20 protein-coding genes are annotated in these 18,478 nt (G+C 61.7%); 11 read left to right on the plus strand and 9 right to left on the minus strand.

The genetic code is table 11. From position 1 onward, the window contains the following. The first annotated feature begins 1 nt into the window (after position 1). Positions 2–784: a 3-hydroxybutyrate dehydrogenase gene (locus tag AC2444_RS30270; protein ID WP_012760101.1), complete on the plus strand. Its 783-nt coding sequence runs from the start codon at positions 2–4 to the stop codon at positions 782–784. A gap of 286 nt (positions 785–1,070) precedes the next feature. Further along, a complete protein-coding gene (locus tag AC2444_RS30275) occupies positions 1,071–1,982 on the plus strand; it encodes an acetamidase/formamidase family protein (protein ID WP_012760099.1) in 912 nt (303 codons plus the stop codon). A 63-nt stretch (positions 1,983–2,045) separates the two neighbouring features. Here AC2444_RS30275 and AC2444_RS30280 read toward each other — a convergent pair whose 3' ends face one another. The 4 genes from AC2444_RS30280 to AC2444_RS30295 form a co-directional block, all read right to left on the minus strand. Next, complete coding sequence (locus AC2444_RS30280) at positions 2,046–2,948, minus strand: NAD(P)H-binding protein (protein WP_128449590.1); 903 nt, start codon at positions 2,946–2,948, stop codon at positions 2,046–2,048. A gap of 94 nt (positions 2,949–3,042) precedes the next feature. Beyond that, positions 3,043–3,900 (minus strand): helix-turn-helix transcriptional regulator, encoded by an 858-nt coding sequence (locus AC2444_RS30285; RefSeq protein WP_017997157.1) that lies wholly within the window; start codon positions 3,898–3,900, stop codon positions 3,043–3,045. 91 nt (positions 3,901–3,991) lie between these two features. Then, the gene (locus AC2444_RS30290; RefSeq protein WP_113545376.1) at positions 3,992–4,894 is read right to left on the minus strand and encodes a proline iminopeptidase-family hydrolase; all 903 of its coding nucleotides are present in this window, start codon (positions 4,892–4,894) and stop codon (positions 3,992–3,994) included. A 64-nt stretch (positions 4,895–4,958) separates the two neighbouring features. Continuing rightward, positions 4,959–5,756 (minus strand): helix-turn-helix transcriptional regulator, encoded by a 798-nt coding sequence (locus AC2444_RS30295; RefSeq protein ID WP_028743398.1) that lies wholly within the window; start codon positions 5,754–5,756, stop codon positions 4,959–4,961. 160 nt (positions 5,757–5,916) lie between these two features. Between AC2444_RS30295 and AC2444_RS30300 the strand changes: the two genes are divergently transcribed. From AC2444_RS30300 to AC2444_RS30320, 5 genes are read left to right on the plus strand one after another with little or no spacing between them, the layout of a single operon-like run. After that, positions 5,917–6,807, plus strand: a complete 891-nt coding sequence (locus AC2444_RS30300; protein ID WP_017997160.1) for a proline iminopeptidase-family hydrolase — start codon at positions 5,917–5,919, stop codon at positions 6,805–6,807. Positions 6,808–6,858: 51 nt separating this feature from the next. After that, positions 6,859–7,797 carry an ABC transporter permease gene (locus AC2444_RS30305; protein WP_003549356.1) on the plus strand — a complete coding sequence of 313 codons (939 nt, stop codon included), beginning with the start codon at positions 6,859–6,861 and terminating at the stop codon, positions 7,795–7,797. Next, on the plus strand, positions 7,794–8,645 hold the full coding sequence (locus AC2444_RS30310; protein WP_113545375.1) for an ABC transporter permease: 852 nt from the start codon (positions 7,794–7,796) through the stop codon (positions 8,643–8,645). Before AC2444_RS30305 ends, AC2444_RS30310 begins: the two co-directional genes overlap by 4 nt. Next, on the plus strand, positions 8,642–10,354 hold the full coding sequence (locus tag AC2444_RS30315; RefSeq protein WP_128449589.1) for a dipeptide ABC transporter ATP-binding protein: 1,713 nt from the start codon (positions 8,642–8,644) through the stop codon (positions 10,352–10,354). The genes AC2444_RS30310 and AC2444_RS30315 overlap by 4 nt, the downstream gene beginning before the upstream one ends. Before the next feature lie 19 nt (positions 10,355–10,373). After that, on the plus strand, positions 10,374–11,888 hold the full coding sequence (locus tag AC2444_RS30320) for an ABC transporter substrate-binding protein (RefSeq protein ID WP_128449588.1): 1,515 nt from the start codon (positions 10,374–10,376) through the stop codon (positions 11,886–11,888). An 85-nt stretch (positions 11,889–11,973) separates the two neighbouring features. Here AC2444_RS30320 and yghU read toward each other — a convergent pair whose 3' ends face one another. Continuing rightward, on the minus strand, positions 11,974–12,849 hold the full coding sequence (gene yghU / locus AC2444_RS30325; RefSeq protein ID WP_029875376.1) for a glutathione-dependent disulfide-bond oxidoreductase: 876 nt from the start codon (positions 12,847–12,849) through the stop codon (positions 11,974–11,976). A gap of 217 nt (positions 12,850–13,066) precedes the next feature. Between yghU and AC2444_RS30330 the strand changes: the two genes are divergently transcribed. Beyond that, positions 13,067–13,315, plus strand: a complete 249-nt coding sequence (locus AC2444_RS30330) for a type II toxin-antitoxin system ParD family antitoxin (RefSeq protein ID WP_113545372.1) — start codon at positions 13,067–13,069, stop codon at positions 13,313–13,315. A gap of 6 nt (positions 13,316–13,321) precedes the next feature. Here the strand turns inward: AC2444_RS30330 and AC2444_RS30335 are convergent, their stop codons facing one another. Further along, on the minus strand, positions 13,322–14,221 hold the full coding sequence (locus AC2444_RS30335) for an NAD(P)-dependent oxidoreductase (RefSeq protein ID WP_128449587.1): 900 nt from the start codon (positions 14,219–14,221) through the stop codon (positions 13,322–13,324). A 159-nt stretch (positions 14,222–14,380) separates the two neighbouring features. Between AC2444_RS30335 and AC2444_RS30340 the strand changes: the two genes are divergently transcribed. The 3 genes from AC2444_RS30340 to AC2444_RS30350 all read left to right on the plus strand — a co-directional run bounded on the left by AC2444_RS30340 (position 14,381) and on the right by AC2444_RS30350 (position 16,233). Continuing rightward, the gene (locus AC2444_RS30340) at positions 14,381–14,848 is read left to right on the plus strand and encodes a universal stress protein (RefSeq protein WP_012760087.1); all 468 of its coding nucleotides are present in this window, start codon (positions 14,381–14,383) and stop codon (positions 14,846–14,848) included. Positions 14,849–14,992: 144 nt separating this feature from the next. Continuing rightward, positions 14,993–15,907 carry a DnaJ C-terminal domain-containing protein gene (locus AC2444_RS30345; protein WP_113545370.1) on the plus strand — a complete coding sequence of 305 codons (915 nt, stop codon included), beginning with the start codon at positions 14,993–14,995 and terminating at the stop codon, positions 15,905–15,907. Between the two features lie 2 nt (positions 15,908–15,909). Then, complete coding sequence (locus tag AC2444_RS30350; RefSeq protein WP_128449586.1) at positions 15,910–16,233, plus strand: chaperone modulator CbpM; 324 nt, start codon at positions 15,910–15,912, stop codon at positions 16,231–16,233. 13 nt (positions 16,234–16,246) lie between these two features. Here the strand turns inward: AC2444_RS30350 and AC2444_RS30355 are convergent, their stop codons facing one another. Genes AC2444_RS30355 through AC2444_RS30365 form a run of 3 tightly spaced genes read right to left on the minus strand, consistent with a single transcriptional unit; the run spans position 16,247 to position 18,419 of the window. After that, positions 16,247–17,176 (minus strand): phosphatidate cytidylyltransferase, encoded by a 930-nt coding sequence (locus AC2444_RS30355; protein WP_128449585.1) that lies wholly within the window; start codon positions 17,174–17,176, stop codon positions 16,247–16,249. Beyond that, on the minus strand, positions 17,173–17,793 hold the full coding sequence (locus AC2444_RS30360; protein ID WP_113545368.1) for a lysophospholipid acyltransferase family protein: 621 nt from the start codon (positions 17,791–17,793) through the stop codon (positions 17,173–17,175). The genes AC2444_RS30355 and AC2444_RS30360 overlap by 4 nt, the downstream gene beginning before the upstream one ends. Next, positions 17,790–18,419 (minus strand): CDP-alcohol phosphatidyltransferase family protein, encoded by a 630-nt coding sequence (locus AC2444_RS30365; protein ID WP_128449584.1) that lies wholly within the window; start codon positions 18,417–18,419, stop codon positions 17,790–17,792. Before AC2444_RS30365 ends, AC2444_RS30360 begins: the two co-directional genes overlap by 4 nt. Between the last annotated feature and the right edge of the window lie 59 nt (positions 18,420–18,478).

Raw genomic sequence — 18,478 nt, forward strand, 5'->3', positions numbered from 1 at the left:
CATGAAGCTCAGGGACAAGGTCTGCATCGTCACGGGCTCGGCCAGCGGTATCGGGCTGGCGATCGCAAGGAAATACGTTTCAGAGGGTGCCAAGGTCGTCATTGCCGACCTGAAGCTCGAGGCGGCGCAAGCGGCGGCCAAGGATCTGACGGCTGCCGGCCCGGGCGAGGCGATCGGTCTTGCGATGGACGTGACCAGCGAGGAAGCCGTGAACGCCGGCGTCGCCGCCGTCGTAGCCAAGTGGGGCCGGGTGGACGTGCTCGTCTCCAATGCCGGCATCCAGATCGTCAACAAGATCGAGGACTACGCCTTTTCCGACTGGAAGAAGATGCTTGCCATCCATCTCGATGGCGCGTTCCTCACCACCAAGGCTTGCGTTCCCCACATGAAAGCGCAGAAGGGCGGCGCGATCATCTATATGGGCTCGGTGCATTCGCATGAGGCTTCGCCGCTGAAATCGGCCTACGTCACCGCCAAGCACGGCTTGCTCGGCCTTGCTCGTGTGGTCGCCAAGGAAGGCGGACCGGATGGCGTGCGTGCCAACGTCATCTGCCCCGGCTTCGTCCGGACGCCGCTGGTCGACAAGCAAATTCCGGAACAGGCAAAGGAACTCGGAATTTCCGAAGACGAGGTCATCAAGAAGGTAATGCTCGGCGGCACGGTGGATGCACAGTTTACGACGGTCGACGATGTCGCAGAAGTGGCGCTGCTCTTTGCCGGTTTCGAAACCAATGCTCTCACCGGCCAGTCACTCGTCGTCAGCCATGGCTGGTACATGCAGTAACGGTCGCGCTGAGGCATCGCATCTGGGACCGTTAAGGCTCAACCCTGTTGAATGTTGCGGTCGATACCGCGTTTGCTCCCGACTTCGTCAGTGCCGGCAATCTCTGATCTACAGCGCTGCGTGTCGGAAAAGACGCGCAAAGGACGCTGTAGTCCTTTGAATTGCTGCATAATTTTAATCCTGAAGTCGATTCCAGTTTAAGCAATTATGCAGTAGTCTCGAATTCTCTCCGCCGGGCAATTCAGCCGCAGGCTCATGACATTCGAACGAGCGAGAGCTGTATTTCATGACCACTCACCGCTTCATTCCGACGAGCTTTCACAATGTCATCGGCTCTCTTCCGCCGGCCCTGCACATCGCCGACGGCGACACCGTGGTCACTGAGACGCTCGACGCCGCCGGGCATGACAAGGACGGCATCAAGCAGGCGCCCGGCGGCAATCCGATGAACGGCCCGATCTTCGTGGAAGGTGCTGAGCCGGGGGATGCGCTGAAGGTCGAGATCATCAGCATGATCCCGACCAGGGACACGGGGTTTACCCGCAGCGTCGTCGCGGCCAATGTCGTCGATCCCGAGTCGGTTCGTGACCTGCCACCGCGCGATATCGCCATCTGGGCGATCGACCGTGAGGCATTGACCGTCCGGCTTTCCGAGCCGGTCGCAGGTCTTGAAAATTTCGTTCTGCCCCTCGCCCCGATGATCGGCTGTTTCGGCGTGGCGCCCAGCCTCAGCCAGGCGATATCGACGGCGACCAGCGGTGAATATGGCGGCAACATGGATTATCGGCTGTTCGGCCCCGGCACCACCCTCCGCTTGCCCGTAGCGGCCCCCGGCGCCCTGTTCTTTCTGGGCGACTGCCATGCCGTGCAAGGGGATGGCGAGATCGTCGGAACCGGCATCGAGACGACGTTCGAGGTCACGGTGCGGCTGACGGTGGAAAAGAAGGCCGGACTGGTCTGGCCGCGCGGGGAAACCGCCGAAGACATCTTCACCATCGGCAACGCCCGGCCACTCGATCAAGCGCTCCAGCACGCGACCAGCGAAATGTTGACCTGGCTGGCATCGGATTATGGGCTGGACAGGACGGCGGCCAGCCATCTGCTCGGCCAGGTGGTGCGTTATGACGTCGGCAACGTCTTCGACCCGGCCTATACGATGGCTTGCCGCGTTGCCAAGAAATGGCTGGTTCGCGGATAGAAGGTTCTCGGGAGCGGCCGTCCCCGGCCGGACTCCTCTTCATGCGTCACGTGATTGAGACTATCACGACACAGCCTGCCCGACGTCAGGACGAAATGTTTCGAGGGCAGCGGAAAGCTCCGTGCGGCCACGGCGGATTTCGCCGATGCCGGCTTCGGCTCCGATCAGGCCCTTGTTGTGCGCGTCACTGAGCCTGACGATCAGCTCGGCGTAACTTTCCGAGAGTCCTGCGCGGATCAACGTTGCCGGCCACTCGGCACGCGGCAGTTCGTGTGCGACAACGCGCCGGGTCAACAATCGCCCCAGGGCCGCAGCGATCTCAAGCGCCGTGTATTCGCGCGGCCCCTCGCCATGGACGATCCGCGGCGAAGGGCCATGATCCTCATCAGCCAGCAGAAGGTCGGCAGCCATATCGCCGATATCGGCGGCGGAGACGGTCGGAAAGGGTCGTGCCAGCGGCTGGTGCATGCTCGGCATCACGCCGGTCTCATTGGCGATCTTCAGGTAGCGTGCCCAGTTTTCCATATGTTCGGCCGAACGCAGAAAGACCATCCTGGCGCTGCACTGCCGGAACCGCTCCTCCATCAAACGGAACAGCCTGGTAATGCCGGTATCGATCGTCAGATGCGCACCGTAATCCGAGATCGCCAGGACGCGCGGCGGCCGGGCGGCATCGACCGCCTCCGCCATCCGCTCGATAGACTGCAGCATCTGGCGGCTGGCATCGGCGGCGCGAGGGTCGATCGGGCAGATGAGCTGTACAGCCGTCGCATCTCTCATCGCGAGCGCCATGGCATCGGCATCGCCGACCTCAGCCATGGCAATCTCGCATCCGAGCGCCGCAAGGGGTGCGGCCTTGGCGGGATTACGGAGCACCGCCGTGACGGGAGAGCCCTCGGCCCGAAGCCTTGTTATCGTTGCCTTGCCGATTTTGCCGGTGGCGCCGAAGATGACAAACATGATCATTCCTTCCTCTGCTCGCAGTCGAAGGAAGATGCACTGCCGCTAAGGGGCATTGCCTGCGCATTCGGCCGATCCGTTGCAGGATCGGCCAATTTTTTTAATTGCGCGCGCGGGTGATGGTGCCGGGGCTGATGCCAAGCAGCCGCTTCATGCTGTTTGCCATATGGCTTTGATGCGCAAAGCCTGCTTCCAGGGCGATCTGGCTCAAGGGCAGGCCGGAGCTTCGGATCAGCACCTCGACGCGAGCCACCCGGCGGTGCAGCACATATTGATGCGGCGGCATACCGAAACTATTTCGAAACTGCGTCTTCAGATGCGAGAGGCTCAGTCCGGCAAGAGCTGCCAGTTCCGCAAGCGAAAGCGAGGTGTCGAGATTATCCTCGATGTAGTCGGCAAGCATCCGCTTCTGACGGGGCGAGAGCGCTCTGCCGCTATCCACTGGGCGAGAGCTGCCGCTGCCTGCCTCGACCAGACGGAGCGCCAAAGCTGTCGCCAGCGTATCGGCATAGAGGTTGTCGGACGGCACATCCGCTTCGAGTTCCGCTTTCAAGGCCCAGACGATGGCCTCGAGCCGCGGATCGCGGAGTTGAAATTGCGGCACGATTGCCGTCGCGGGGTCGCGGCCGAGGTCGATGGCAGCCCGATGGAAAAGATCCTTGCTGATCTTCAGTCGCAGGATCATGCATTCGCGGTCGTCCTCCCAGACGCCATCAAGGCCGGCTGGCACCACGTCGATATCGCCATGCTTCTGCAGTCGGCGATGCTCCCGCCCGTCACAGCGGCATTGCGCCCGCACCGGCCGGCCGACGTGGACCCCGAGACGATGGTAGGGCGTGCCTGAAATATGCGTGCTGCCGGGCGGAATGCGTAGCAGCTCAGCCTCCAGACCGTGCCAGCCGCGCCCCCTGCTCGTTGCGAGGATTGTCGCGCTTCCTGTCGGCGAATGATCGTTCATCGGTCCGTTCCGTTCGCTCGAATGGGACCAAGACTATCTCAAGCGTCATCTCCGCGGCAAGAAATGGTGCTGTCGGCGGGAACGATTTTTCTCAGTCGTGCCGGGACAGGAAACCGGAAACGGTCGCCAGGCAAAGCTGCTTTTCCTCGACATGCGGCATATGGCTGGAATTTTCGAAGAGCACCCATTCGCAGCCCGGAACGCGTTCGAGATAGGGCCTTACCACCAGGGGCGTCGCCTCGTCGTATTTTCCCGAGATCAGCAGCGTCGGGGCTTCGATGCGGTCCAGCCTGTTCTCGATCGTCCAGTCTTTCATCGTACCGATGACGTGAAATTCGGTCGGGCCGTTCATGTTGCGGTAGACGGTGTTGTCCTCGTCCATGATTGCAAAGGTCCGCGCCACTTCAGGCGGCCACGGCACCACGCGGCAGACATGGCGGTCATAGAAGACGCGTGAGGCGGCGATATAGTCCGGATCGGTGAGGCTTCCCGCCAGCTCATGCTTCAGCAGCGTGTCCTGCACCTCTTTCGGCAGTTCCTGCCTCAGCCGGTTCGCCTCCGAAACCCAGGTGTGCATGTTGGCCGGCGAGTTGGCGATGACAAGCGCCTTCAGACCTTGCGGCTGGCGCACCGCATGTTCGGCGCCGAGCATGCCGCCCCAGGACTGGCCGAGGAAGGCATAACGATCCCGAATGCCGAGATGGGAAAGTAGCGTGTCCAGCTCCTCGAGGAACAGGCCGACCGTCCAGAAATCCGGGCCTTTTTCCGGAAGTCGGGTGGAATTGCCATTGCCGAGCTGGTCGTAATGGATGACCGGACGGCCGTCGAGGGCGGCGATATCCTTGAAGGAATCGACATAATCATGGGTGCAGCCAGGCCCGCCATGGGCGACGACGAGGGGCAGCTTGCCGCTCTCCAGCGAACCGGTGACGCGATACCAGGTGCGATAGTCGCGAAAGGGCAGGTAAGCTTCTTTGGTCGTGACTTCGCCCACCGGTGTCTCCATCTCTTGGCGTCATGAAAAAAGCATAACGCGGCGGCAACGGTGAAGGCAGCTATCACAAGTTATAGGGTGGCCAATTATGGGTAGGCCGGTCTTCGAGCAGGCGGTAATGGGTGGCGCGCACCACGGCCTGGGTTCGGTTGCGGGCGCCGAGTTTCTTTGTCGCGGCGTTCAGATGCATCACGACGGTCGGTACCGAACGGTCGATGATGCGGGAAATTTCCTTGGCGGAGTAACCTTCCGCCGAATGGCGCAGGCATTCACGTTCCCGCTCGGTCAGGCGGATCGTGCCGACGCTCTTCGCCCGCGTGTCGAAAAGCGAATAGGCGGTCTCATGGAAAACATGGGCAAGCAGGTTGAAGTCGGCGATATAGCGCAGTGCGTGCCGCTCGAAATCTTTGTTCCGGCCGAAGCGGATGCCGGTGACGGTCGCATAGTCGCCGCGTGGCATATGAACCGGAACGGTGACGCCGGTCGACATATCGCGTTCGCTCAAATAGCGCGTCACCGGCGCGGTGTCTTCGGTCATGAAACGGTTGATCAGCGTGTCGGCGTCCGGGTCGTAGTTCCAGAAGAAGGGCGCGGAGGTGCGCAGCGCCACCTGCTGCACCGGATCGATACGGAAATAGCCGCGATTGAACCAGTAATCGTGCATATCGTCGGAGATATTCCGCAGCTTCAGCAGCGATGGTATCATGATCGCGCCGTCGAGATCGTAAGGCACCGGTGTATAGTCGTAGATCAGCGCCTCGAAGCCGATCTGCTTCATCGCCTCGAAGGCCTGGTCGATGCGTCCATCAAGCGTTTCGTGCGCTGTAAACTGCCGTCTGATCGTTCCGATATCGTCAAGAATGGGGTCGTCACGAATGGGGTCGTCAAGCATGGGCTGCTCCCGGGGTTCGGCATTGCGGCCCACCCTATCACTTCTTATAGCTGGCACTGAATGCGGTTTAAGGTAAAAATTTAGCCGTGCCCAAATATTGAGCAAGCGAAATCTTCTGCCGGAGCGATCAATGTGGCGTGAAATACGGCCGGACGAGCGATTCGAGATCGATGTCGATGGCTATCGCGTCGTTGCCTATAGTTTCGGGACCGGCAGCGAGACGGTTTTCTGCCTGAACGGCGGGCCGGGTCTGCCCTGCGATTACCTGCGCGAGGCGCATTCCTGTCTCATCGACAAGGGCTATCGCGTCGTCGCCTTCGACCAACTCGGCACCGGCGCTTCCGACCGGCCGGACGATCTCTCGCTCTGGACGATCGGCCGTTATGTCGAAGAGACGGAGACGGTGCGCAAGGCGCTGGGGCTCGGCAAGGTCCACATGCTCGGCCATTCCTGGGGCGGCTGGCTGGCGATCGAATACGCGCTGACCTATCCCGAAAACCTCAAGACGCTGATCCTCGAAGATACCGTCGCCGATATGCCGCATCTGATCTCGGAACTGGAACGGCTGCGCGCGGCACTCGGTCCCGAAACTGTCTCGATGATGCAGAAGCACGAGGCGCAAGGCACCTACAATCATCCGGAATATCTCGCCGCCGTCACCATCCTCAACTACCGCCATGTCTGCCGTCTGCCGGAATGGCCGGCGCCGGTGCGCCGCTCGCTCGACGATTGGAACATGGCGCCCTATGAGACGATGCAGGGGCCGAACGAGTTTCTCTATATCGGCAACCTCAAGGACTGGAACCGTATACCCGACCTGCCGCGGCTGACGCTGCCGGTGCTCATCACGACGGGAGAACATGACGAGCTGACGCCGGCCTGTGCGCTGAGGATGAAGCTTGCGCTGCCGAATGCCGAGCTTAAGGTATTTGCCAATGCCAGCCACATGCCGTTCTATGAGAACCCGCAGGATTATTATCCGGCGCTTCTCGATTTTCTCGCCCGGCACGAGGCAGGCTGATGCAACAGGAAGCGGACCGAACCAGACGAAGACAAAGGGGCGATCGCCGTCATGCATCGCTATAAATTCGTTCTGACGCGACCGCTGCAGTTCCTGCCCGTGATCTTCGGCATCAGCGTCATCACTTTCATTCTGGTCCGGTTGATCCCCGGTGATCCGGCGCGCAACATCCTCGGCACGCGCGCGACGCCGGCAGCCCTTGCCAGTATCCGCGCCCAGTACGGCCTCGACCAGCCGATGTGGCTGCAATATGTCTATTTCCTCAAGAACCTCGCCAATGGCGAGATGGGCAAGTCGATCCTCTACAAGATCGACGTGCTGAAGCTGATCGTCACCCGCATCGAGCCGACGCTTGCGCTCGTCGTCTCCAGCGTCGTGCTTTCGGTCCTGATCGCGGTACCGATGTCGGCGATCGCCGCACGCAATGCCGGCCGGGCGCCGGATCATGCGGTGCGCATCGTCTCGACCTTCGGCATCGGTTTTCCGCCCTTCTGGCTGGGGCTGATGCTGATCATCCTGTTCAGCGTCGAACTCGGCGTGCTGCCGGTTTCGGGCTATGGTGCGACGATCGGCGAAAAGCTGTCGCATCTCGTGCTGCCGAGCCTGACGGTCGCGCTGTCGCTCTCGACCGTGCTGACGCGCAGCCTGCGGGCGGCGATGATCGAGCAACTGAAATCGGATGTCGCGACGGCGGCGCGCGCCCGCGGCATGCCGGAGGGGATCGTCTTCTGGCGGCATGTGCTGCCGAATTCACTGGTGCCGACGATCAATCTGCTTGCTGTCAACATCGGCTGGCTGATCGGCGGCACGGTGGTGGTCGAGAGCGTCTTTGCGCTGCCCGGCATGGGACAGCTGCTGGTCAGGGCGATCTTCTCACGCGACTACATGGTGGTTCAAGGCGTCGCCATGGTCTTTGCCTGCGCCACCGTACTCATCAACTTCATTGCCGACATCGTCACTGTCGCCGTCGATCCGAGGGTGAAGCTATGAGCATCGAGGCGATCGCCCCCGCCTCCCCCGGCTGGCGCCGGTTCTTCGGCCGGCGGCCGATGCTTGTGCTCAGTGCCGGCCTGCTGCTGTTCTTCGTGCTGCTGGCGATCGGCGCGCCTATCGTCGCGCCCTACGACCCGATCATGCAGAATGCCGAGGTGCGCCTGCAGGCGCCTTCGCTGTTGCATCCCTTCGGTACCGACAATTTCGGCCGCGATATCCTTTCCCGCGTCATCTGGGGCGCGCGCCTCGACCTGCAGATGGCGCTGATCGGCGTCATCTTCCCCTTCGTAATCGGCACGACGGTCGGCACGATCGCCGGCTTTTTCGGCGGCATCGTCGATGCGCTGTTCATGCGCCTCGTCGATATCATCCTCGCCTTTCCCTTCCTGGTGCTGATGCTGTCGATCATCGCGATCCTCGGACCGGGCCTCGGCAGCTTCTACATCGCCATGGCGCTGGTCGGCTGGGTTTCCTATGCACGGCTGATCCGGGCGCAGATGCTGGTGCTGAAAGGCAGCGACTATGCCGTTGCCGCCGTCAGCCTCGGCTTCAGTCGCCCGCGCATCATGTTCCGCCATCTTTTGCCGAACGCGATCGCCGGCTCGATCGTCTTTTCGATGTCCGATGCGACGCTGGTGCTGCTCAGCGGCGCCGCCGTCAGCTATCTCGGCCTCGGCGTCCAGCCACCGATCGCCGAATGGGGTGTCATGGTCGCGGAAGGACAGAGCTTCATCACCACCGCATGGTGGATCACGCTGTTTCCCGGTCTCTCCATCGTCTGCCTCGCCTTCGGCTTCAGCATGCTGGGCGACGCGCTCGGCGAACTGCTGGGGGTGCATGAATGAGCGGCTCCGTGCTGTCCGTCCGTGATCTCACAGTCAGGGCGTATGTCGATTCCGGCCCGCGCACGCTGCTCGATGCGGTCTCGCTGGACCTCGGCAAGGGTGAGATTCTCGGTCTCGTCGGTGAGAGCGGCTCGGGCAAGAGCCTGTTCTGCCGTTCCCTGGTGCGCCTGCTGCCCTCCTCGCTCCTGAAGATCGAAAGCGGTAGCGTGCTGCTCGAAGGGCGTGACCTCATGCGGATCGATGATGGCGAGATGCTGAAAGTGCGCGGCGGCGAGATCGGCATGATCTTCCAGAACCCGACCAGCCATCTCGATCCGGTGATGCGGATCGGCGATCAGATCGCCGAGGGCATCCGCTATCACCAGGGCCTCAGCGCCCGCGAGGCCCGCGCCGCGGCGACGGAAATCCTGGCGCAAGTCGGCTTCCCCGATCCGAAGCGCCAGTACGACAGTTATCCGCACGAATTTTCCGGTGGCATGCGGCAGCGGGCGATGATCGGCGTGGCGCTGTCCTGCAATCCGAAGATCCTGATCGCTGATGAGCCGACCACGGCGCTCGACGTGACTATCCAGGCGCAGATCCTGCGGCTGTTGATTGACATTCGCGACCGGCGCGGCCTGTCGATCATTCTGATCACCCACGATCTCGGTATCGTCGCCCAGACTTGCGACCGTATTGCCGTGCTGCGCGGCGGCAAGCTGCTCGAAGAAGGGCCGAAGCGGACGATCCTGGCGCGGCCGCAACATCCCTATACGATCAACCTGATCAACAGCCACCCTTCCATCCCGGGCGAGACGGTCGCGCCGCTGCTCGAGCTTGCCGCGGCCAGCCAACCGGCGAGGCGGCCATTGCTCGAAATCGATGATCTCCATGTGCGTTTCAGAGCCGGCGGCGCCCTGCTCAGGGGCGGTGCCAAAACGGTCAGCGCCGTTGCCGGCGTCAGCCTGCAGATCATGCCGGGCGAGACGGTCGGCATCGTCGGCGAATCCGGCAGCGGCAAGAGCACGCTTGCCCGCGCCGTGCTCGGCCTCACGCCGCTTTCCTCGGGCCACGTCACCTTCGACGGCGTCGATCTGGCGCTGCAGAAGAGTGGCGGCCTGGCAAAGCTCAGGCGCGAGACGGCGATGGTCTTCCAAGATCCCTATAACGCGCTCAATCCGCGGCTGACGATCGGGCAGATGCTGGCCGAGGTGCTGAAGGTGCAGGGCAAGGTCGCCAGGGCCGATATCCCTGTTCGAATCGGCGAACTGCTCGATCTCGTCGGCCTCGAACGCGAATTCGCCGGCCGCAAACCGCGCAGCATGAGCGGCGGCCAGTGCCAGCGCGCCGGCATCGCCCGTGCGCTCGCCGTCAATCCGAAGCTGATCATCGCCGACGAATGCGTGGCGGCCCTCGACGTCACCATCCAGGCGCAGATCATCGAGCTCTTCCGCGAGCTCACGGCGAAGATGAACCTGACGTTGATCTTCATCGCCCATGATCTTGCGATCGTCCGCAATCTCTGCGAACGCGTCGTCGTAATGTATCGCGGCGAGATCGTCGAGGAAGGTCGTTCCGAAGAAGTCTTCGCGCGGCCGAAGCATCCCTATACGGCGGCGCTGATCGCCGCGATTCCCGACATCGATCCTGACAAGCGGCTGCTTCAAGACGCCGACGGCAAGGACGATCCGCATTCGATGCCGATTCAATCAATCAAACGCATGCCATAACAACGAAGGGAACGAACTCATGACAAACAGGTGGAAATCAATCGGGCTTGCAGCCGTGCTCGCCGGTCTGACGCTCAGCGCAAGCTATGCCGAGGCCGCCGGCGTGCTCACCATCGGCCGCCGCGAGGATTCGACGACATTCGATCCGATCAAGACCGCGCAGAACATCGACAACTGGGTGTTCTCCAACGTCTACGACGTGCTGATCCGGGTCGACAAGACAGGCACGAAACTGGAGCCGGGCCTTGCCGAAAGCTGGACTGCCTCGGATGACGGGCTGACCTACACGTTCAAGATCCGCGACGCGAAATTTTCCGACGGTTCGCCCCTGACGGCGGAAGACGCGGCCTACAGCCTGCTGCGCATCCGCGACGACGCTGCCTCGCTCTGGAGCGATTCCTATAAGGTGATCGACACGGCGGTGGCGACCGACGCGCATACGCTGACGATCAAGCTCAAGAACCCGTCCGCGCCCTTCCTTTCGACGCTGGCGCTGCCGAATGCCTCCGTCATCTCCAAGAACGGCATGGAATCGCTGGGCGCCGACGCCTATGGTGAAAAGCCGATCGCATCCGGCGCATTCACCGTCGAGGAATGGCGGCGCGGCGACCGCGTCATCCTGAAGAAGAACCCGAATTTCTGGCAGGCGGACCGGGTGAAGCTCGACGGTGTCGAGTGGATCTCGGTGCCTGACGACAATACCCGCATGCTGAACGTTCAGGCCGGCGAGCTGGATACGGCGATCTTCGTTCCCTTCTCTCGCGTCGAGGAGCTGAAGAAGGACCCGAACCTCAATGTCAATATCGACGCTTCGACGCGCGAGGATCATCTTCTGATCAACCATGCGCATGGCGCGCTCGGCAAGAAGGAAGTCCGCCAGGCGCTGGATCTCGCGATCGACAAGAAGGCGGTCGTCGATACCGTCACCTTCGGCCAGGGCGCGGTCGCCAACTCCTACATTCCGAAGGGCGCGCTCTATTATTATGCCGACAATCTGCAGCGGCCTTACGATCCCGAAAAGGCAAAGGAGCTGCTGGCCGCCGCCGGCGCCTCGGACCTGACGCTAAATTATCTGGTCCGTGCCGGCGACGAAGTCGACGAACAGACGGCCGTGCTCGTCCAGCAGCAGCTGCAGAAGGCCGGCATCACCGCCAATCTGCAGAAGGTCGACCCGAGCCAGGAATGGGACATGATCGTTGCCGGCGACTACGACGTCTCGGTCAATTACTGGACCAACGACATTCTCGATCCGGACCAGAAGACCACCTTCGTCCTCGGTCATGATTCCAACAACAACTATTCGACCAATTACAAGAACGAGGCGGTGAAGGAACTGGTTGCCAAGGCGCGTCTCGAGCTCGATCCGAAGAAGCGCGAACAGATGTATGTCGATCTGCAGAAGATGGCCAAGGACGACGTCAACTGGATCGACCTCTATTACAGCCCCTATATCAACGTCTCGCGCAAGAATATCGAGAACTTCTACCAGAACCCGCTCGGCCGCTTCTTCCTGGAAGACACGGTCAAGAACTGAGTTCGGGCAGTATGCAGATGCTCCGTCGCCGTAAAGGCGGCGGAGCATCATTTATTGCTGCGACACGTGGTTGGGGCCTGCTTGCTTACTCGGCGGCCGCAAGTTTGTCCTGCGTCCTGGTGTCGAAGTCGCTGGCGTCGTGGCGCTCGTGCAACTGGCTCGAGGGCTCGCCGGAGAGGCGGTTGACCATCCGGCCGCGTTGCACGGCCGGCCTGCTGTGGATGGCGTCGGCCCAGCGCAGCACGTTCTTATAGTCCTCGACCTGCAGAAACTCGGCTGCACCGTAGGTCCAGCCCTTCACCAGCCCGCCATACCACGGCCAGACGGCAATATCGGCGATCGTATATTGGCTGCCTGCCAGATACTCGCTTTCGGCAAGGCGACGATCGAGCACGTCGAGCTGACGCTTCACTTCCATGGCGAAGCGGTCGATCGCATATTCGATCTTCGTCGGCGCATAGGCGTAGAAATGGCCGAAGCCGCCGCCGAGATAAGGCGCGCTTCCCATCTGCCAGAACAGCCATGACAGGCATTCGGCGCGCGCGCTCGGCTCGGTCGGCAGGAAAGCGCCGAATTTTTCGGCGAGGTAGGTGAGGATCGCGCCAGACTCGAAGACGCGGATCGGTTTTGGCCCGCTGCGGTCCATCAAAGCCGGGATCTTGGAATTGGGATTGACCGCGACGAAGCCGCTTCCGAACTGATCGCCATCGCCGATCTTGATCAGCCAGGCGTCATACTCCGCACCTTCATGGCCAAGGGCCAGCAGTTCCTCGAGCAGGATGGTGACCTTTTGGCCGTTCGGCGTGCCGAGCGAATAGAGCTGCAGCGGATGCCGGCCGATCGGAAGCTCCTTGTCATGCGTCGGTCCCGCGATCGGGCGATTGATGCTGGCGAACTGGCCGCCATTCGCCTTGTTCCAGGTCCAGACCTTCGGGGGTGTATAGTCGGAAGAACCGCTCATCTTTCAAACTCCTGGCATTGGTCAGATAGGATCGCGATGCCAATGGGTTTGGTCACCGCATTTTTCCTGACATAGCAGAGGCGACAAGGTTTTGTCACAGGTGTCGGCGCGGTTTCACGCAATCGTCAGAGCCTTGGCCAGGGATCAGATTCACGCTGTGAAGACTGGGTTTTTTTATGTACCAGAAATTGGTACATTGGCTTAAAGGAGATTCAGGATGGCTAGAAATACGTCCATATCGCTCAGTGACCATTTCACCAGCTTCATTGATACGCAGGTTCAGGCTGGCCGCTATGGTTCAGCCAGCGACGTTATCCGGGCGGGCCTTCGCCTACTTGAAGAACACGAAGCCAAAGTGAAGGCATTGCAGGACGCCTTGATTGAAGGCGAAGAATCCGGCCCTGCCACGCCCTTCGATTTCGATGCGTTCAACGCTCGCAAACGGGCGGGGTTCGAGGCGAAATGACAGGCGTCATATTTTCTCCCGCCGCGCGATGATCTCGTTCAGCTGCCCCACGAGCACGCGATCGCCCTCGACGTCGCTCGCCATCCTGGAGAAGACATCCGCCATGCCGCGGAAGATGGTCGCGGCCGGATCATCTTCTCCAAGGAAATCGGCAATCTCCTGCATTTCGGCAACCCACCGATAGGCTTTCGGATACATGTCGGGTATGGATCCCGACAGCTTGCGATCGATGTCGGGAAGGCTTTCGGAGAGCTCGGCTTTCAGGCTTTCGGCCGCACCGGAACGCGATGCCGCAAGCAGCATGGCGGTGCCAAGGCCGACAAATCCCTTGTTGATGCCGGCATAACACATCTTCAGTGCCGAGGCGGCGCCGAGCGGTCCGTCGAGTCTGCGGATCCGCAGGCCGCAATCCTCGAGCAGCTTGCTTCGCTCCGCAATATCGCCGCTGATATAAATGGTCGGACCTGGTTTGCCGGGGCTCGGCGGCCCGCCGATGATCGCACCGTCAAGCACCTCGACGCGGCTGCTTTCGAAGCGTGCCGCCAAAGCCTGCATGGTTTTCGGCGCAATCGCGTTGAGGTCGATGAAGGGCGGCGGCGCCTGCATCGCCGACGATATGTCCGCGACGAGTTCGGCGACCTTGATCGCCTCCGCCGGCGGAACGATCGACAGGATCAGCTCGGCCTTCGTCAGCTCCTGGCGGCCGACCGGCACCATGCCGGCTGCCTTTGCCCGCGCAATCGTCTGCTCGCTCCTGCCTTCGAGATAGGTGAGCACCGTGGCGCCGTGGTCGATCAGCCGTTTGGCGACGGCACTTCCCATCGCGCCCGATCCGATAATCGCAAAATTCGGCATGTGAACCTCAATCAATGACGTCATCAGATTAGAACTGTTGCCGATGGCCATATCGTCAACTGCGACGATTCAGCCGAAACCCCTTCCGAAGAGCCGGCCGCTTCGTGCGCGCTGCCGTTGCGGCACTTTTTCTTGATATTCGTCAATGCCGGGACGGTCGACACCGGTATGATCGGTGCTATCATTCGCATTCGAGGATATGGATTTCAAATGTATCGGACGATCATCTGCGGCATCGGCATGGGTCCCCGCCAAACGGCCAGCCGCCTTCTGCGCCGGGCTGCTGCGCTGATGGACGAAGGCGGAAGCATCGTCGTCATGCACGTCATCGAGCATATCCCCCGCCGTCACCTGACGGAGCTTCCCGAGGAATTCGAAACGACCGCCATCGTCGACGCCGAAAAGAAACTTGCATCGCTCTGCAAGGAGCTGGGAATTCCGGCGATGACCGAGGTTCGTATCGGCGTTGCCGCCTCCCTGCTCGTCTCCGTCGCAAGGGAGAAATCGGCCGATCTTATCCTGGTTTCATCCCATGTGACCGATATCACCGACTACGTCTTCTCCTCGATCGTCGACAAGGTCGTGCGCCATGCCGCGTGCTCGGTTCTTATCGATCGGCGTCCCGATCGCGCGCAGGAAGGCTCGGCGTCCCCGGCGGAAGACGCGGCGTTGTTCTAAGCTCTGGCGAGCTTGCGCGACAGCAGGCGCTTTGTCGGATTGACGTCGACCGGAGCGGCCGGCCTCCCCTCCCCGGCGGCCGCCCGGCAACCTATATCATTGCCAAGCCAACCAGCAGTATTCGCTGCCCGACCGGAGACATGTATGAGCCAGGATCCTTACGAGCTTCTGGGCGTGAAACGCGATGCGACGCAAAAGGATATTCAAAGCGCGTTCCGCAAGCTCGCCAAGAAACTTCACCCCGACCTTAACCCCGGCGACAAAAAAGCTGAGGAACGGTTCAAGCAAATTTCAACGGCCTACGAGATCTTGAGTGACGAGCAAAAACGCGGACGCTTCGACCGCGGCGAGATCGATATAACGGGCGCCGAGCGGGCGCAGCGCAATTATTACCGCGACTACGCGTCGAAGAGCGGGCCTGGCGATCCCTACCACAACAGCGCCGGCTTTGCCGATTTCAGCGATGCCGACGATATCTTCGCCAGCTTCTTTTCCCGTCGTTCCGGCGGCGGCCAGACCCGTGGTCGTGGCCGTGACCGGCAATTTTCCATGGAGGTCGACTTTCTCGAGGCCGTCAACGGCACCAGGACGGAGGTCAAGATGCCGAATGGTCCGGCGCTCGACGTACAGATCCCGCCAGGGACGCGCGACGGCCAGACCTTGCGGCTGCGCGGCAAGGGCGAGCCGGGCACCGGCGGTGGGCCGGTGGGCGATGCCCTGATCGAAATCCGTGTGCGCCCGCACCGCTTCTTTACGCGAGACGGCGACGATATCCGCCTGGAACTGCCGATCTCTCTCAGTGAGGCCGTGCTTGGTGGCAAGGTTCGCGTGCCGACGCCGTCGGGACCGGTCAATCTGACGCTGCCGCCTCATTCGAACACGGGCAAGGTCCTGCGTCTCAAGAGCAAAGGTGTTTCAAAACGCGGCGGCGGACACGGCGACGTCTACATCTCGCTGAAGATCGTGCTGCCCGACGCCCCGGATGAGCGGCTGACGGCCTTGATGAAGGAATGGGCGACGGCAAACTCCTACGATCCGAGAAAGAACATGGAGGCTTGATCATGAATGATCTCGAATTCCGTCTTTACTTGAAAATCGACATCGTCCAGCTCGATCTCTGGATCGAACAGGGTTGGTTGATCCCGGAGATCTCAGGCGGCCAGAGGCAATTTCGCGACGCCGACGTCGCACGCGCCCGGCTGATCCTGGACCTCATGGGAAACATGGGTGTCAACGAAGCCGGCGTCGATATCGTCATGGAGCTGGTCGACGAGTTGCACGGCCTGCGGGGAACGATGGGCAAGCTGATGACCGCCATCGGCAAACAGGAGCGGGATGTTCAGCGCCGGCTGTTCGAAAGCCTCGAGGAGATCGACCGGTTTTAGCCAAAACCAGCTTCTACCTGGTGAACCAATAGCGGACGATGTGGAAGAACAGCGGTGCGGCGAAGGTGATGGAGTCCAGGCGGTCAAGCACGCCGCCATGGCCCTCGATCACATAGCCCCAGTCCTTGGCATTGAGATCGCGCTTGATGGCCGAGAGCACGAAGCCGCCGAAGAAACCCGCGACGACGATGACCGTGCTGATGGCAGCGGCCTGCAGCGGCGAAAACGGCGTCAGGCGATAAAGCAGTGTTCCGACGAGAATGGCCGAGGCGCCGCCCCCGACCAGCCCTTCGATCGTCTTCGACGGGCTGATATTCGGCGAGAAACGGTGCTTTCCGAGGAGCTTGCCCCAGACATACTGGAAGACGTCGCTGAGCTGCACGACCACGACCAGATAGACGAGAAGGAGCGCCGACGGCGTGCCGGTCTCCAGCATGAGCAGGGCGGGAGCGTGGCTGATCGAATAGACCGTCAGCATCAGTCCCCATTGCACCCTGGCGCTGCGGGCGAGGAATTCGTTGACGTCACCCGTCAAGGTCGCCACCGCCGGCAGGATCAGGAAGGCATAGACCGGGATGAAGATCGCAAACAGGCCGTACCACTCCGTTCCGAGCAGCACGTAATGCAGCGGCAGCACAACGAAGAAGGACAGGAAAAGCGCCAGATGATCGCCGCGCCGCGATGGTGTCAGGGTCCAGAATTCGCGAAGCGCCATAAAGGACAGGAATGCGAACAGGATGACCGTCGCCGTGTCGCCGAGCAGGATCGCGCCGCCGAACACCGCGACCATGATCCACCAGGAGCGGATACGGGCGTTGAGGTTTTGGACGGTGGCGATGGAGCCGGGTTCGGTCGCGCGCCGCTGAAGGACAAAACCGATGGCCGAGGCGACGGCAAGCAGGCCGAGGATGGCGGCCAGCACGATGGAGAAAAGGCTGGTCATGCGGCATGCCCCCCATCCGCGAGCTCAATGACCGCGGCGCGGGCACGAGCCAGGAATTCGGTCTTTTCCTCGCCTGGTTCGACGCGCAGCGGCTTGCCGAAGCGCGCCGTGCAGGTGATCGGGACGATCAGCATGCTTCCCTTCGGCAGGATGCGCTGCAGGTTGTCGAGATGGATCGGCACGAGATCGACATCCGGAAAACGGCAGGCGAGGCGATAGATGCCGCTGCGGAACGGGGCGATCTCATCGGTGGTGCTTCTCGTTCCCTCAGGAAAAATCAGGATCGAATGCCCCTCCTCGAGCAGACGCTCTACCGGAGCCAGCGGATCGCTGTCCGGCGGAGGCTTGCGGTCTATCAGGACGGCACGCAGGCATTTCTCCGCGATGAAACGGCGAAAGGCGCTGGTTCCCCAATAATCGCGCGCCGCAACCGGATGGGTCATGCGGCGCACCTGATATGGCAGGGCGGCCATGACGGCGACGGTATCGATGTGGCTGTTGTGATTGGCGAAATAGATGCGGCGGCTGGGATCGGGCGCGCAGCCCCGCCACTCGCTTCGGGCGCCGACCAGGATACGGACGAACAGCACGAGAAGGCGACGGATGAGCGCGATCATAGTCTCTCCAGGGAACGGGCAAGCGTTATCGTGCGTGTGATGCAGGTGACAAGGCTGCCGGCCGCGATGACCGCGGATGCCAAGATCAGCGACCAGTGGCTGCCTGATGCCAGCGTCTCGACGCTCTGGGCGAGGAGGCCCGCCGTCAGCACCGCCATGCGGCGCTGCTTGGCCATGATGCCGCTGAAGTCCTGGGGAAGACCGACCGATCCTCCAAAGACCCTGATATAGGCGGTGAGTGCGGCGAGCAGCGCAGCCAGCCAGCCGAGCCAGCCAAAGCCGCAGGCATAGCCAGCCGCGACGAGAAACAGGCTGTCGGCGACCCGGTCGGGGAATTCATTATAGAGCGGCCCGCTCTTGGTTTTCTTGCCGCCTTCGATCGCGACCATTCCGTCCAGCAGATTGCAGACGAGCCGCAGTTGCACCGAGATCGCGGCGCAAACCATGGCAGTCGGATGTGTTGTGAAAACAATGAGCGCCGCGCCTATGCCCGCGAATACGACCGATAAAAGCGAAATGCCGTTCGGCGTCGCGCCGCTGCGCGCCAGCCACGCGCTGAGGCCGATGGCCCAGGACGACGACCGGCTCGCGATCGGTCGCCGCGAGGCGCCTTCTTCTTCCCCCATTATCATTTTCCCCAACCCCTATCCTCCCTGCATATCCTGCCAATGTCGTCGCGCCAAGT

It is taken from the genome of Rhizobium sp. WSM1328 (genome assembly GCF_057653715.1).